The organism is Cellulomonas sp. H30R-01 (assembly GCF_010119915.1).
Taxonomy (GTDB): domain Bacteria; phylum Actinomycetota; class Actinomycetes; order Actinomycetales; family Cellulomonadaceae; genus Cellulomonas; species Cellulomonas algicola.
Genome location: NZ_CP048210.1, coordinates 215,785 through 229,259 on the forward strand (window position 1 = coordinate 215,785; position 13,475 = coordinate 229,259).

The 13,475-nt window shown below is 74.3% G+C and carries 14 protein-coding genes, 1 tRNA gene and 1 pseudogene; 5 read left to right on the plus strand and 11 right to left on the minus strand.

Features of this window, described 5'->3' with window-relative positions; translation table 11 throughout:
- Positions 1-47: 47 nt before the first annotated feature.
- Entirely contained in the window at positions 48-1,550 is a 1,503-nt protein-coding gene (locus GXP71_RS00935; protein WP_162351120.1) for an NAD(P)/FAD-dependent oxidoreductase, read from the plus strand.
- Between the two features lie 173 nt (positions 1,551-1,723).
- Here the strand turns inward: GXP71_RS00935 and GXP71_RS00940 are convergent.
- Positions 1,724-2,374 (minus strand): annotated as a pseudogene (locus GXP71_RS00940) (alpha/beta fold hydrolase); the annotation flags it as partial.
- A 137-nt stretch (positions 2,375-2,511) separates the two neighbouring features.
- Between GXP71_RS00940 and GXP71_RS00945 the strand changes: the two are divergent.
- Positions 2,512-2,585: transfer RNA gene (locus tag GXP71_RS00945), tRNA-Leu, on the plus strand.
- A gap of 44 nt (positions 2,586-2,629) precedes the next feature.
- Here GXP71_RS00945 and GXP71_RS00950 read toward each other — a convergent pair.
- Positions 2,630-3,028, minus strand: coding sequence for a VOC family protein (locus GXP71_RS00950; protein ID WP_162351121.1), 399 nt, complete (start codon positions 3,026-3,028; stop codon positions 2,630-2,632).
- An 80-nt stretch (positions 3,029-3,108) separates the two neighbouring features.
- On the opposite strand from GXP71_RS00950, the gene GXP71_RS00955 reads away from it, so the two are divergent.
- Positions 3,109-3,630: a flavodoxin family protein gene (locus GXP71_RS00955; protein WP_162351122.1), complete on the plus strand. Its 522-nt coding sequence runs from the start codon at positions 3,109-3,111 to the stop codon at positions 3,628-3,630.
- Positions 3,631-3,723: 93 nt separating this feature from the next.
- On the opposite strand, the gene GXP71_RS00960 is transcribed toward GXP71_RS00955, so the two are convergent.
- The 6 genes from GXP71_RS00960 to GXP71_RS00985 form a co-directional block, all read right to left on the minus strand.
- Positions 3,724-4,950 carry a trans-acting enoyl reductase family protein gene (locus GXP71_RS00960; protein ID WP_162351123.1) on the minus strand — a complete coding sequence of 409 codons (1,227 nt, stop codon included), beginning with the start codon at positions 4,948-4,950 and terminating at the stop codon, positions 3,724-3,726.
- On the minus strand, positions 4,947-5,306 hold the full coding sequence (locus GXP71_RS00965) for an HNH endonuclease (protein ID WP_162351124.1): 360 nt from the start codon (positions 5,304-5,306) through the stop codon (positions 4,947-4,949). Before GXP71_RS00965 ends, GXP71_RS00960 begins: the two co-directional genes overlap by 4 nt.
- A 30-nt stretch (positions 5,307-5,336) precedes the next feature.
- Positions 5,337-5,948, minus strand: a complete 612-nt coding sequence (locus GXP71_RS00970; RefSeq protein WP_162351125.1) for a hypothetical protein — start codon at positions 5,946-5,948, stop codon at positions 5,337-5,339.
- Positions 5,949-6,027: 79 nt separating this feature from the next.
- Complete coding sequence (locus tag GXP71_RS00975; RefSeq protein WP_162351126.1) at positions 6,028-6,348, minus strand: hypothetical protein; 321 nt, start codon at positions 6,346-6,348, stop codon at positions 6,028-6,030.
- Positions 6,349-6,516: 168 nt separating this feature from the next.
- Complete coding sequence (locus GXP71_RS00980; protein ID WP_162351127.1) at positions 6,517-7,383, minus strand: siderophore-interacting protein; 867 nt, start codon at positions 7,381-7,383, stop codon at positions 6,517-6,519.
- 153 nt (positions 7,384-7,536) lie between these two features.
- Entirely contained in the window at positions 7,537-7,992 is a 456-nt protein-coding gene (locus GXP71_RS00985) for a MarR family winged helix-turn-helix transcriptional regulator (RefSeq protein WP_162351128.1), read from the minus strand.
- A 73-nt stretch (positions 7,993-8,065) separates the two neighbouring features.
- On the opposite strand from GXP71_RS00985, the gene GXP71_RS00990 reads away from it, so the two are divergent.
- The gene (locus GXP71_RS00990) at positions 8,066-9,304 is read left to right on the plus strand and encodes an MFS transporter (RefSeq protein ID WP_162351129.1); all 1,239 of its coding nucleotides are present in this window, start codon (positions 8,066-8,068) and stop codon (positions 9,302-9,304) included.
- Positions 9,305-9,306: 2 nt separating this feature from the next.
- On the opposite strand, the gene GXP71_RS00995 is transcribed toward GXP71_RS00990, so the two are convergent.
- From GXP71_RS00995 to GXP71_RS01005, 3 genes are all read right to left on the minus strand, one after another.
- Positions 9,307-10,434 (minus strand): serine hydrolase, encoded by a 1,128-nt coding sequence (locus GXP71_RS00995; RefSeq protein ID WP_162351130.1) that lies wholly within the window; start codon positions 10,432-10,434, stop codon positions 9,307-9,309.
- Between the two features lie 144 nt (positions 10,435-10,578).
- On the minus strand, positions 10,579-11,445 hold the full coding sequence (locus GXP71_RS01000) for an ABC transporter permease subunit (RefSeq protein WP_162351131.1): 867 nt from the start codon (positions 11,443-11,445) through the stop codon (positions 10,579-10,581).
- A complete protein-coding gene (locus GXP71_RS01005; protein ID WP_162351132.1) occupies positions 11,442-12,386 on the minus strand; it encodes an ABC transporter ATP-binding protein in 945 nt (314 codons plus the stop codon). Before GXP71_RS01005 ends, GXP71_RS01000 begins: the two co-directional genes overlap by 4 nt.
- Before the next feature lie 242 nt (positions 12,387-12,628).
- Here GXP71_RS01005 and GXP71_RS01010 point away from each other — a divergent pair, with 242 nt between their 5' ends.
- The gene (locus tag GXP71_RS01010; protein WP_162351133.1) at positions 12,629-13,453 is read left to right on the plus strand and encodes a Bax inhibitor-1/YccA family protein; all 825 of its coding nucleotides are present in this window, start codon (positions 12,629-12,631) and stop codon (positions 13,451-13,453) included.
- Positions 13,454-13,475: the final 22 nt, after the last annotated feature.

A 13,475-nucleotide genomic window follows, 5' to 3' on the forward strand; every position in this document is an offset into this window, starting at 1 on the left:
CCGTCGACCGGACGGCGTGGTTCGACGGTGGCGGATACCGTGGAGATATGCCGACTTCTGCCCAGACCCCGGTCGACGCCGCACCCGCGGCCGGTGCGGTCGTCCCCCGTGGCAAGCCCCGCAAGGTCCCGCGCGTCGTGATCCTCGGCGGCGGCTCGGTCGGTCTCACGACCGCCCGCCGTCTGCGCAAGCGACTCGGCAAGCGCGAGGCCGCGATCGTCGTCGTGGACCCGCGCCCGTACATGACGTACGCGCCGTTCCTGCCCGAGGCCGCGGCCGGCTCGATCGACGCTCGCAACGTCGTCGCCCCGCACCGCCGCGCGCTCAAGGGCGTCGACGTGCTGCAGGGCAAGGTGTCGCAGATCCACCACGCCGAGCGCACGGTCGAGATCACGCCCGAGGAGGGCGAGCCGTACTGGATCACGTACGACCACCTCGTCGTCGGTCTCGGCTCGGTCGCCCGCACGCTGCCCATCCCGGGGCTCGCGGAGCAGGGCATCGGGTTCAAGAACGTGGAGGAGGCCATCGCGGTCCGCAACCACGTGCTCAACCGGATCGACGTCGCCTCCAGCACCTGGGACCCGGAGCTGCGCAAGCGCATGCTCACGTTCGTCTTCGTCGGCGGCGGGTTCGCCGGGATCGAGGCGCTCGCCGAGGTCGAGGACATGGCGCGCTACTCGGTGCGCCAGTACAAGCAGATCGAGCCCGACGAGCTGCGCTTCGTCCTGGTCGAGGGCTCGCCGCGCATCCTCCCCGAGGTCAGCGAGGAGCTCGGCGGCTACACGCTCGAGCAGCTGCGCAAGCGCCACATCGAGATCTTCCTCTCGACGTTCCTCAACTCGTGCGTCGACGGCCACGTCGTCCTGTCCAACGGCCAGGAGTTCGACGCGGAGACGATCATCTGGACCGCCGGCGTCAAGGCCAACCCCGTGCTGCAGCAGTCCGACCTGCCGCTGGACAAGATGGGCCGCGTCACCTGCAACGCGTTCCTGCAGGTCGTCGACGCCGACGGCACGCCCGTCCCCGACGCCTACGCCGCGGGTGACTGCGCCGCCGTGCCGGACCTGTTCAACCCCGGTGGCTTCTGCCCGCCGAACGCGCAGCACGCGGTCCGCGAGGGCAAGCACCTCGGCGACAACCTCGCGCGCGTGCTCCGCTCGGCCGAGCTGACCGAGTACAAGCACAAGAACATCGGCGCCGTCGCGTCCCTCGGCATGTACAAGGGTGTCGCGCAGATGTTCGGCAAGATCAAGGTCCGTGGCGTGCTGGCGTGGTTCCTGCACCGCACGTACCACGTCTACGCCATGCCGACGATCAACCGGAAGCTGCGCATCATGGCCGGCTGGACCGGCTCGATCCTGCTGCGCCGCGAGGTCGTCGCGCTCGGCTCGGTGCACGACCCGCGCGCCGAGTTCCGCGCGGCTGCCGTCCCGCCGAAGCCGCGCGCCGTGGACACGGCCGCTCTGCCGCCGCAGAAGGCCGAGGCAGGCTCGCCCGCCGAGAAGCAGCAGGCGACGGGAAGCGGCCAGGCCGCCAAGAGCGCCAGCTGACGAACGCCGCGACGTCCGCCGACGAGGCCCGGCTCCCCACGACGGGGGCCGGGCCTCGTCGCGTCAGCGGCGTGCGCCGCCACGACCGCGACCTCGTCGAGCCACGCCGCCAGCGCGGCGGCGGTCGCGCGCGGCTGGTCGAGGTGGACGTTGTGGCCGGCCGCGTCGAGCACGACGTACGACGCGCGCGGGTAGTGGTCGAGCCGCCGCCACGCGTCCGCGTACCCGACGACGTGGTCCTGCCGCCCGCACAGCACGAGCGTCGGTGCGGTGAACGGCTCGGGTGACGCGTCCTCGGGCTCGACGTCGAACGGGTACCGCGCGCGCAGGACGTCGAGCGCGCCCTGGTCGGCCTCGTCCTCGCCCGGCTGCACGAACCTCCGGTATGCCTCGAGTCCCTCCGCGGACTCGACGACCGCCATCGCGCGGTAGCCGGCCGCGACCGCGGGGTCGACGCCGGTGAGTGCCGCCGGGTCCTCGCGCAGCACGGCCCGCGGGGGCAGCACGCGCGCGTCGACCTCGCCCGCCCACAGGCCGGCGACCGTCGCGAGCCCGAGCACCTGGTCGCGCAGGTCGTGCGCGAGGCGTCGCGCCATCATGCCGCCGTACGAGCTGCCGACGACGGCGAACGGCTCGTCACCGAGCCGCTCGCGCACCGCGTCGAGCAGCGCGGCCGCCACGTCCTCGCTGCTGCGGACGCTGCCCAGCGGCGTGCGGGCGGTCCAGGGGAGCGAGACGTAGAGGCGGCGCCACGACCCGTGCTCGGCGAGCACGGGGTCCAGCGGCAGCATGATCCGGTGGTCGACGCCGAACCCGTGGATCATGACGACGGGGGTCCCGGCTCCGCGCTCCTCGATGTGCACGCGCAGGACCCTAGGGTCGACCACCGACAGCGCCGGTCGCGGCGCTGGCAGGATGAGCGTGCACGTCGACCGCCGTGCTCCCGCGACGGTCGGACGCCGCCCCCGTAGCCCAATCGGCAGAGGCAGCCGGCTTAAACCCGGCCCAGTCCGGGTTCGAGCCCCGGCGGGGGCACTCCCTCCCGTGGCGCGGACGACCTGCCGCGGCGGCGCCGGCCCTCAGGCCACGCAGAACTCGTTGCCCTCGGGGTCGAGCATCACGACGTGGCCGAGCACGGTGCGCCCGGTGTCGTCGCCGTACCGCTCCTCCCGCACGACGGTCGCCCCGGCCCCGACGAGCACCTCGACCTTCGCGCGGATCGCGAGCTCCCGCTCCGCCCAGTCCCACGGCGGCTCACCCGCCACGCGGATGTCGACGTGCAGGCGGTTCTTCGCCGTCTTGGGCTCGGGCACGCGGAGCCAGCTGATCGCCGGGCCGACGCCGTCGGGGTCGACGATCGACGCGCCGTCCGGCTCGTCGTAGCCCGGCTCCGGCACGTAGCCGAGCGCGAGCGCCCAGAACGCGGCGAGACGGTGCGGGTCGGCCGCGTCGCCGCCGAGGGTCCATCGGGTCGCCATCACCGCACCGTACGACCACGTGCCGACACCCAGGACCAACGGCCGCGGCGCCCGGTGCGCGCGGCGAGGAGCGTGGGGGCATGACAGCGATCGTGGTGTTCGAGTCGATGTTCGGCGGCACCCAGGCCGTCGCGGAGTCCGTCGGGGCCGGCATCGCGTCGTGCGGGCTGCCCACCGACGTCGTGGAGGTCGGGCGGGTCGTGGGCGACGGCGAGCGCGCGCCGTGGTGGCCGGAGGACGTGCTGCTGCTGGTCGTCGGCGGCCCGACCCACCGGCGCGGCCTCAGCACGGAGTCGACCCGCGCAGCCGCCCGCACGCGCGGCGACGTCGTCTCGGGCCTGACCGGTCTGGACCGGTGGCTCGCGGCGGCACCCGCGCGGACGGTCGGGACGCTGCCCGTCGCCGCGTTCGACACCGCGTGGGGGACGCCCGACGGGGGGTCGGCGTCCGCGGAGATCGCCGAGCGGCTCCGCGCGATGCGCGGCCGGCTCGTGGTCCCGCCGGAGACGTTCCGCGTGGTCGGCACGTCCGGCGGGCCGTCGCAGGGCGAGGTCGACCGGGCGTGGGAGTGGGGGCGGGCGCTGGTGTCGGCCGTCCGCTGAGGGGGCGGCGGTCGTCGCGCCACCCTCGTCCGGACCTGGGCTGAGGCGACCATCCGGCCCGCCGGCCGCCATCACGCGGCGTCGCCTCCCAGGTCAGCGCGCGCGGACCTCGTACGTCTGGCCCGCCGCCCGCAGCCGGTCGACGAGGACGTCGCCGAGGCCCGCGGCCGGTGTGAGCGAGCCGGCGCGGTCCGGCAGACGGTCCTCGTCGTGCGTGAGCGCGAGCGCGGCCTGCCCGAGCATGACCGCCGTCGCGGCGTAGCCGGGGTCGCCGGGACCGGACGCCCGCGCGCGGTAGTGCCGCCCGCTCGCCGTGACGGCGACGAGGTCCATGCGGAACCAGCCGGTCTCCCGGGCGGTCGCGTCCGGCCCGGTGCCCGCAGCGGGCAGCGCGCGACGCACGAGCGCACGTGTCGGCGGGAGCACGAGCGCGGCGGCGACGGCGCCGAGCCCCGCGGTGAGGCCGAGCGCGGCCGCGCCTCCGCTCAGGCCGTGACCGACACCCATCGCCTCGGCGTACCGCAGGTCGCGGCCGTAGGCCCAGCCCTGCAGCGCGTTGCTGCGCCGTACGACGCGCGTGTTGAACGACGCCATCGGGAACGGCGCGGTCCAGCGGCCGCCGGGCAGGACGCGCACGGGCTGGGTGTCGGGCGGCTGGGGCGTCGACGGCTCGGCGGCGCGGTCCGGGCTGAGCGCGTACGGGTCGGCCAGCAGGCGGCGCACCGCGGACGAGCGGGCGGCCTGCTCGACGATCCCGACCGCGGAGTCGACGGTGCCCCCGCTGACCCCGCCGCGTGCGCGTGCGAGCAGGCGCACGTCGCGCAGCGGCCCGGCGTCGTCGGCCGTCGCCCGACGGTGCAGGACGAGCACCCCGAGGTCGGACGGCACGGAGTCGTAGCCGCACGCGTGCACGATCCGCGCGCCCGACGACCGCGCGGTGGCGTCGAACAGGTCGGCTGCCTCCCGGACGAACGGCGTCTCCCCGGTGAGGTCGGCGTAGTGCGTCCCGGCGGCCGCGCACGCGGCGACGAGCGGCAGCCCGTGCCGGGCGTAGGGGCCGACGGTGCTGACGACGACGCGCGTCGACGCGGCGAGCCGTGCGAGCGCGGCGTCGTCGTGAGAGTCCGCGACGAGGAGCGGCCAGTCGTGCGCGGACGGCGGGAGGCTCTCGCGGACCTCGGCGAGCCGCTCCGCGGACCGCCCCGCGAGCGCGACGCGGGTCTCCGCCGGCCCGTGCTCCGCGAGGTGCCGGGCGACGAGCCGGCCGACGAACCCCGTCGCGCCGAGCAGGACGACGTCGTGCTCGCGGTCCGCGCTCACGGCTCGACCGGCAGCGCGGTGAGCAGGGCCACGACCTGCGCCTGACGGACCAGGAACGCGCCCTCGTCGAGTCGCTTGCGGCGCATCCACGTGGTGACCTCGGCGTTGCACTTGCTCGCGTTGCACGCACGGCAGGCGGGGACGACGTTGCCGAGCGTGTAGCGACCGCCGCGCGAGATCGGCAGCACGCAGTCGCGCTGCAGGTCGCCCGTGGTCGAGCCGCAGTAGGCGCAGCCCGCCCACGCGTCGCGCAGGGCGGCCCAGTCGGCGGTCGTGAGGTCGTGGTCGACCTGCGCGAGACGCCGACGTCGGCGACGGTCCGCGCGGACGCGCCGGGTGCTCCGGGTGGTGGCCATCGGCCCGACCCTACGAGGCGCGGCGGCCGATCACCACGTCTCGAGGCCGAGCTCGGCGACGCAGTCGACGGCCCCGGAGGTGTCGCGGCTCACCTGGAACGCCTGGTCGACGAGCTCGGTCCCGTCGGCGTCTGCGGCCGTGCGGATGCCGTTCTCCTCCAGGCAGGCACGCACCGTGGGTGCCTGTTCCTCTGCGAACGACCGGCGCCGCTCGATGGTCGTCGGCTGCAGCTGGTACACCTTGTTGACCCAGAGCGACTCTCGCGTCACGCAGTCCTCGATCTTCCGGTCCGACGTGAGGGACTCCTCGCCGGACGCGAGCGCGACCACGTAGTCGGGCAGGACGAGCCCGTCGGCGAGGGTGCTCTCCGAGTACTGCGCGTCGAGACCCGCGCCGACGAGGCAGTCGACCGTCCGTCGCGCGGCCTCCCTGGCCATGTCCACCGTGACGTCCCGTGCGCTGGCCGCCCGCTCCAGGTCGGCGAGCTGCGCGCTGCCGGCGCCGTTCGCGCCGGCCTCAGCGAGTGCGTCGGCGAACACGTCCGTGGTCGCGGGGGCTGGTGGCTCGCCTGCGCACCCGGGCAGGAGGGCCAGTGCCGCAAGTCCGCCGAGCGTGCTCAGCAGCCGTCGGGCGGTGATCATCGCTCCCTCTCCGTCGTCGACGGGCCCGGTGTGCCGCGACGTCCCGTCGCGGCACACCGTCAGCCCAGCGGGCCGAGCCTCACTTGTGGTGGATCATCACCTGCGTGATGTTCGTGCGGTCGATGCGCACGTCGCGCAGGGCCCACTTGGTGGCCGTCACGTAGGTGACGCCACCCGAGACGTACTTCGCCGTGAGACCGACGTCGCCCGCGCAGTTGGTGTTCTCGGAGGCCAGCACGTAGTTCGTGGAGCCCGACTGCACGATGCTGCACCCGTGGATCGTGACCACGCGGCTGGCGTTGTTCGGCAGCCAGCCCGTGCTCAGCTCGGCGTGGGCTGCACCAGCCGCCGCGAGGAGCGCGACTCCCGCGACGGCGGAGACGGCCGCGGTCCTTGTCATCCAACGCATGTGTTCCCCTTCTCTGGTTCGAAAGGGGGCAAAAGTATGACAAGCCCCCGGCCGAGAAGGTAGCGTCTCCGTCACGCGATGGTCAATGACGTGTCGACCACGGTCATCGATTCTCATGACTGCCCGGATCGTTCGGCGTCCGATCGCCGACGCCCATCGTCAGGAGAGGCCGGCGGAGGCCTCCGCCTGCTCGATGTCCGCGAGCCACGCACGCTTGCCCGCGCGCCACCCCTCGTCGTCGGTGCCGAGCCGCCAGTAGCCGGACACGGAGAGCTGCTCGCGGCCCACGCCCCGGTCGGTGCGCAGGTGGCGGCGCAGCTCGCGGACGGCACCGGCCTCGCCGTGCAGGAACGCGCTGACGGGTGCGGGCAGCGCCGGCAGGGCGAGCACGGCCTCGACGAGCGCGACGCCGGGAACCCCGAGCCCGCTGTGCACCCACTGCACGCGGACACCGGCGGGCGCCGCGAGGGGCAGCTCGTCCTGCGGGTCGTGGACCTCGACGACGGCGTGCCCGACGGCGTCCGCGGGGAGCCGCTCGAGGGCGACGGCGATCGCGGGCAGGGCGCTCGCGTCGCCGACGAGCAGGTGCGACGCGGCGGCGGGGTCGGGCGACCAGGCGCCGCCCGGGCCGATGACCAGCACCTCGTCGCCGGGCTGGGCGGTCGCCGCCCAGGGTCCGGCGACGCCCTCGTCGCCGTGCACGACGAAGTCGAGGGTGAGCTCGCGCGTCGCGGGGTCGAACGCCCGCACGGTGTAGGAGCGCAGGCGCGGCGCGTCGGCCGGGTCGAGCGCGGCGCGCACGGCGTCGAGGTCGAGGCGTCCGTCGTCGCGCCGGGGGCGGTGGCCGTCGGCGGCGGGCGGGAGGAAGACGAGCTTGACGTAGGAGTCCGCGTGCGGTGCCGGCTCGAAGGCGTCGAGCCCGGGCCCGCCGACGACGACGCGCACGAACGACGGCGAGAGGCGTTCGGTGCGCAGCACCTCGGCGACGAGCGGGGCGGGGCGGGGACGGGCGGGCGCGTCGGTCACCGGGTCACCGTAGTCGCCACGCCCGGGGGCCGCCGGACCGTCGCGAGGCGCCGGCGACGGACCGGACCAGGCCTGGCGGGTCTGCGGGCGCTGGCGTGGCGTGGACGACCGCGGAAGGGCGAACCGGCGCCCGCGCGCGCGCTGGTCCGGGCGTCAGCGGTCGTCGGCGGCGCGGTCGAGGTCGGCGTCGAGGTCGCTGTTGAGCCGGATGAGCGCGTCGGCGAGGGCGCGGCGGTCCTCGGTCGACCAGCGGCGCAGGATCTCGTCGTAGACCTCGGCGCGGACCGCACGCGTGCGCGCGAGGGCCTCCTCGCCCGCGGGGGTCGCGGCGACGACGGCGCGGCGGCCGTCGGTGCTGTCGCGGCCTCGCGTGACGTAGCCGTCCTCCTCCATCGCGACGACCTGACGCGTGACGGTCGACGCGTCGAGCCGCAGGCGGTTGGCGAGGTCGTTGATGCCTGACGGTCCGGCCACGGTGAGGTGGCGCAGCGCGATGTAGGCGGACCGGTCGAGCGTGCCCTCGAGGCGGCTGCTGCGGCGGCGGTTGCGGTCGGCGAGGCGGAGCAGGAGTGCGACCTGCTCCTCGACGTCGGGGACGGCGTCGTCCATGACGGCGACTCCTTCACTAGATAGATGTATGATACAGATAATCCCACCGACGCTCGTCTACCCGAGGATCCGCATGGCCTCCCGCCACCACGAACCGCACCGCACCGCCATCTACGCCACCGCCCTCACCGCGTTCTTCGCGATCGCCGGCATCGCGATCGTCGACCCGATCCTGCCCGCGATCGGTGCCGCGATGGGAGCCACGACCTGGCAGGTCGAGCTCCTGTTCACCGCGTACATCGCCGTCATGGCCCTCGGCATGATCCCCGCCGTCCTGCTCACGGGGAAGTTCGGCTACAAGAAGATCCTCGCGACGGGCGTGAGCGTCGTCGCGGTCGCCGCCGTCGCCGCGTCGCTGACCGGCGGGATCGGCGCCCTCTCCGCGCTCCGCGGACTGTGGGGGCTCGGCAACGCCATGTTCTTCGCGACCGCGATGGTGCTGCTCGTGTCCCTCGCGCAGGACCGCGAGTGGGTCGTCGAGCTCTTCGAGACGTGCGTGGGCCTGGGCTTCGCCGTCGGCCCGCTGCTGGGCGGGCTGCTCGGCCAGATCTCGTGGCGCGTGCCGTTCCTGCTGTGCGGCCTCTTCATGCTCGTGGCGCTCACGCTCTCGGTGACCCGGCTCCAGGACCCCGCCGAGCCGCCCGCGCCGCTGCGCCTCCGCCAGGTGTTCACGCCCTTCCGTCGGCCCGCGTTCGTCGCGCTGTGCGTCGTCACCGCGACCTACAACTTCGTGTTCTTCGTCGTGCTCGGCTACACGCCCGTGTTCCTCGGCCTCGACGTCGTCCCGCTCGGGCTCGTCTTCACCGCGTGGGGCATCGGCCTCGCGGTCGGCATCCTCGTCGTCGGGCACCGGCTCGCGCACCGCCTCGGAGCCGTGCAGACCGTCGGCCTCGCCGTCGTCGTCCTGCTGCTCGCGCTCGTCGGCCTCGCCACGTCCGGCGGCACCGCGCAGTCCGTCGCCGTGCTCGTCGTCGCGGGCGTCGCGATGGGCGTCGCCAACGCCAACCTCACCGACCTCGCGCTCGCGACCGGCTCGCCCGACCGCCGCGTGACGACCGGCGCGTTCAACCTGGTCCGCTGGGGCTTCGCCGCCCCGGCGCCGGTCGTCGCCGGACTGCTCGCCGAGCACGCGAGCCCGACGTCGCCGTTCTGGGTCGGCGTCGGCGTGCTCGGCGTGGGCGTCGTCGCGTTCCTCGTCACCGGCCACGTCATGGCGCGCAGCGTCGGGGAGCGCGTGCTGTGGCAGCGCTGGGACCGCGGCGCGCGCGCCGTCGAGCGGACGCCCGAGGAGGCGCTCGGCGAGGTCGTCTGACCTCACACGCGCTCGACGGCCAGGAGCCGCGTGCCGACCGCGTCGACGCTCGACGCCACGTCGGACAGCACGACGACGCCGCGCCGCGCGGCGCGGTCCAGGCCGACGAACGACGCGAACCCGCCCGTCATGCCGTTGTGCCACGTCGTCGTGCCCACCTCCGTCGAGCGGGTCAGCCAGAACAGGCCGACCCGCTCGGTCGCGTCCAGGTCGGCACGCGGGTCCAGGGCCCACGCGCCCGGCGCCGTACCGTCGAGCAGCGCCGTCAGCAGCACCGCGAGGTCGGCCGTCGTCGACCGCACGCCGCCGGCGGGCGCGAAGCCGTCCATCGCCCACGGCTCTTGCGGGCGGCCCCGGCGGTTCGTGCCCGGCTCCATCGGGTCGTCGGGCGGGCGGGTCGGCGGCGCCGACGTCGCCGCCATCCCGAGCGGACCCGTGACGCGGTCGGCCAGCAGCTGCGCGTAGGTCGTGCCCGCGCGCGCCGCGAGGGCCTGGCCCACGAGCGCCGCGCCGAGGTTCGAGTACTGCGGGGCCGCGGTCGTCGTGAGCGGTGTGCGGGTGGCGGCGTCGAGCAGCGCCGCGACGTCGACACCGTCGTAGGGGTTCCGGCCGGTCAGGGACGCCCGGGTGCCGCGCAGCAGGAGGCGTGGGTCGACCGGCAGGCGGGGGAGCCGACCCGCATGCGCCGCGGCGTCGCCCAGCCGCACGCCGGCCACCGCGCAGCTGCCGACGTCGAGGTGGTCGCCGAGCCGGTCGTCGAGCGTCACCTCGCCGCGGTCGACCGCGTCCGCGAGCAGCAGCCCGGTCATCGCCTTCGACACCGAGCCGATCTCGAAGACCGTCCGCTCGTCCGCGCCGAACCCCGCGAACGTCACGCGCCCGCCGTCCACGAGCGCGACCGCGAGACGGTGCGCCCGCACGCCGGGCAGCGCGTCGCGCACCGCCGCGCCCAGCGCGACGTCCCCCGTCATCCCGGCCGCGAGCACCGGGCGCCGTGCCCGCGCCGCGAGCGCGGTCACCACGGCCATGAGCACGAGCACGACGACGGCCGCCACGACCGCGCTCGGCACGGGCCCGTCAGCGGTCGGCACGGGGCCGTCCGCGGTCGCCACGGCGAGCGCCTCGGTCAACGGTCGGTCCTCCGGTCGAGGGGTGGGGGTCGGGGACGCGACGGGCGCGCCACCGCTGCGTCGAGCCGGGGCTCGAGGCCGGGGACGCGCCCGTGCGTGGGACGGTCCGTCGTCGCGCAGGGGCGACGACGGACCGTGAGGACGTCAGACGTCGCGTCGCTTCATGAGCACCGCGGCCACCCCGAGCAGCACGACCACCCACGCCACGAGGACGCCGTAGCCCTGCCACGCGGTGAGGTTCGCGCCGTGCTCGGACATCGAGTTGACCATGTCGACCGTCACGTCGGTCTGCGTGATCTTCGACCCCGCCGTGGCCGGCAGGAACGGGCTCACGTACTGCAGCGGCTCCCACGGGATCGCCGCGACGACGTTCTCGACGACGAGCAGCAGCGCGAGGATCGTCGCGAGCGCCGCGGCCGAGTGGCGCAGCAGCGCACCGATCGCGAACGCGAACGCCGCGATCGTCGCAAGGTACAGCGCGCACCCGCCGAGGACCCGCAGGACCTGCGGGTCCGAGAGCTCGGGCGCCAGGTCGATACCCGACAGGAACAGGTACGCGACCGCGTAGCCGAGCGCGACCGCGACGGCCGCGACGACGAGGATCGTGGCGGTCAGCACCGCGAGCTTCGACCACAGCACGGGCGTGCGGCGCGGGGCCGCGGCGACGCTCGACCGGATCATGCCCGTCGTGTACTCGCCGGAGATCGCCAGCACGCCGAGCACGACGACCGCGATCGACGCCATCTGCACCGCGGGCAGGAACGGGGTGAGGCCGAGGTCGACCGCCTCGGCACCCGTGGGCGCGTCGTCGATCTGCGTCGACATGACGCCCGCGACGGCGGCGACCAGGCCGACCATCACGACGACGGTCATCGCGAGCGTCCAGATGGTCGAGCGGACCGTCCAGAGCTTGATCCACTCGGCGCGCAGCAGGTGCCCGAACGTCACCCGGTACGGGCTCGCCGACGGCGCCTTGGCCGGGGCGGTGGGGGACAGGGTCGCGGTGCTCATGCGGACTGCTCCTGGGCGGTCGTGGCCGTGCCGGGCACGGTGGCGGAGTGGTACTCGACGGCGTCCTGCGTGAGGCTCATGTAGGCGTCCTCGAGCGACCCGGTGACGGGCGTGAGCTCGTGCAGGACGATGCGCGCGGCGGCCGCGGCCTCGCCGACGCCCTCGGACGTCGCACCGAGGACCTCGAGCACGCCGGGCTCGACGGCGCTGACCGTGACCTCGGGACCGCTCAGCAGCTGGGCGAGCTGCGTCGCCTGGGGCGAGCGCACCCGGACCGTCGAGCGCGTCGCGCGCGCCACGACGTCGGACACCGGGCCGTCGGCGATGATCCGGCCCTTGCCGATGACGACGAGGTGGTCGGCCGTGAGGGCCATCTCGCTCATGAGGTGCGACGACAGGAAGACCGTCCGTCCCTCGGAGGCGAGGTACTTCACGAGGTTGCGGACCCACAGCACGCCCTCGGGGTCGAGGCCGTTGACGGGCTCGTCGAGGATGAGCGTCCGCGGGTCGCCGAGCAGGGCGGCCGCGATGCCGAGGCGCTGGCCCATGCCGAGCGAGAACCCGCCGACGCGGCGCTTCGCGACCCCGTCGAGACCCGTCATGCCGATGACCTCGGTCACGCGCTTCTCGGGGATGCCGTGCGTCGCCGCGAGCGCCCGCAGGTGGTTGCGCGCCGAGCGGCCCGTGTGGACGGCCTTCGCCTCCAGGAGCGCGCCCACCTCGGTGAGCGGCGACCGGTGCTGCGCGTACGGGCGGCCGTTGACCGTGACCGTGCCGTGCGTCGGGCGGTCGAGGCCGACGATCATGCGCATCGTCGTCGACTTGCCGGCACCGTTCGGGCCCAGGAAGCCCGTCACCTTGCCGGGCTGGACCGTGAACGAGATGTCGTTCACCGCGGTCTTGCTGCCGTATCTCTTCGTCAGGCCCTGTGCCTCGATCATCGTCTTTCCTCAAGTCGGGAGCGTTGTGGCCGTGATCGACCCTAGGCCCGCGCGGACGCGCAGGTCATCCGTCAGAAGACCTGAGATCGAGGTCAGGGTCACCCTGAGGTCGCATCAGGGAGATCGCCCTCCTCCTCCCTTGGAACGATCCGGGCACCGATGACGTTCCGTACGATGAACGCCCGATCCCGGCGTGCCCGACCAGTGACCGACCGCCTGCCCAAGCCGTCCCGGAGGACGCCATGAGCAACCCCGTCTTCAGCAACAGTCCCGTCTTCGGGGACCCGAACGACCGGCGCAACCGCGCCCGTGCCCAGGCAGGTGCCGGCAACGGCGCCATGGCGACCCAGACGATCGACGCGGTGACGCTCGACAAGATGTACGAGGCGCCGTCGGCGACGGCGCGCGACACCGGTCGTCTCACCTACGACGACGTCATCATCAAGACGGCAGGCCTCTTCGCGCTCCTCGTGGTGAGCGCCGCGGTCGCGTGGACCCTCGTGCCCGGCCTGTGGGTCGTCGGCGCGGTCGTCGGTCTCGTGCTCGGTCTGGTCAACGCGTTCAAGCGCGAGCCCAGCCCGGTCCTCATCTCGCTGTACGCGGTCGCGCAGGGCGTGTTCCTCGGCGGCATCAGCCTCTACTTCGAGCAGCGCTGGCCGGGCCTCGTCGTCCAGGCGGTGCTCGCGACGTTCGCGGTGTTCGCCGCGTCGCTGTTCCTGTTCCGCTCGGGCCGCGTGCGGGTCACGCCGAAGTTCACGCGCTGGCTGATCGTCGCGCTCGTCGGCTACCTGGTCTTCTCGCTGGTCAACGTCGTCCTGATGGTCTTCAACGTCGGCGGCGGCGAGTTCGGCCCGCTGCGCAGCGGCCCGCTCGGGATCGTCGTGGGCCTCGTGGCCGTGGGCCTCGCGGCGGCCAGCCTGATCGTCGACTTCGACTCGATCAAGCGCGGCGTCGACATGGGTGCCCCTCGCAAGCTCGCGTGGTCGGCCGCGTTCGGCCTGGTCGTCACGCTGGTGTGGCTCTACCTCGAGATGCTCCGCCTGCTGGCGATCCTGCGCGGCGACTGACCGCGGCTCGTCGCTCGCGACG

Coding starts and splice junctions, on each gene's coding strand:
- GXP71_RS00970 (WP_162351125.1), bottom strand. CDS start 5,948: ATGATCACCGCCCGACGGCTGCTGAGCACGCTCGGCGGACTTGCGGCA.
- GXP71_RS00955 (WP_162351122.1), top strand. CDS start 3,109: ATGACAGCGATCGTGGTGTTCGAGTCGATGTTCGGCGGCACCCAGGCC.
- GXP71_RS01000 (WP_162351131.1), bottom strand. CDS start 11,445: ATGAGCACCGCGACCCTGTCCCCCACCGCCCCGGCCAAGGCGCCGTCG.
- GXP71_RS01005 (WP_162351132.1), bottom strand. CDS start 12,386: ATGATCGAGGCACAGGGCCTGACGAAGAGATACGGCAGCAAGACCGCG.
- GXP71_RS00975 (WP_162351126.1), bottom strand. CDS start 6,348: ATGACAAGGACCGCGGCCGTCTCCGCCGTCGCGGGAGTCGCGCTCCTC.
- GXP71_RS00950 (WP_162351121.1), bottom strand. CDS start 3,028: ATGGCGACCCGATGGACCCTCGGCGGCGACGCGGCCGACCCGCACCGT.
- GXP71_RS00985 (WP_162351128.1), bottom strand. CDS start 7,992: ATGGACGACGCCGTCCCCGACGTCGAGGAGCAGGTCGCACTCCTGCTC.
- GXP71_RS00935 (WP_162351120.1), top strand. CDS start 48: ATGCCGACTTCTGCCCAGACCCCGGTCGACGCCGCACCCGCGGCCGGT.
- GXP71_RS01010 (WP_162351133.1), top strand. CDS start 12,629: ATGAGCAACCCCGTCTTCAGCAACAGTCCCGTCTTCGGGGACCCGAAC.
- GXP71_RS00965 (WP_162351124.1), bottom strand. CDS start 5,306: ATGGCCACCACCCGGAGCACCCGGCGCGTCCGCGCGGACCGTCGCCGA.
- GXP71_RS00990 (WP_162351129.1), top strand. CDS start 8,066: ATGGCCTCCCGCCACCACGAACCGCACCGCACCGCCATCTACGCCACC.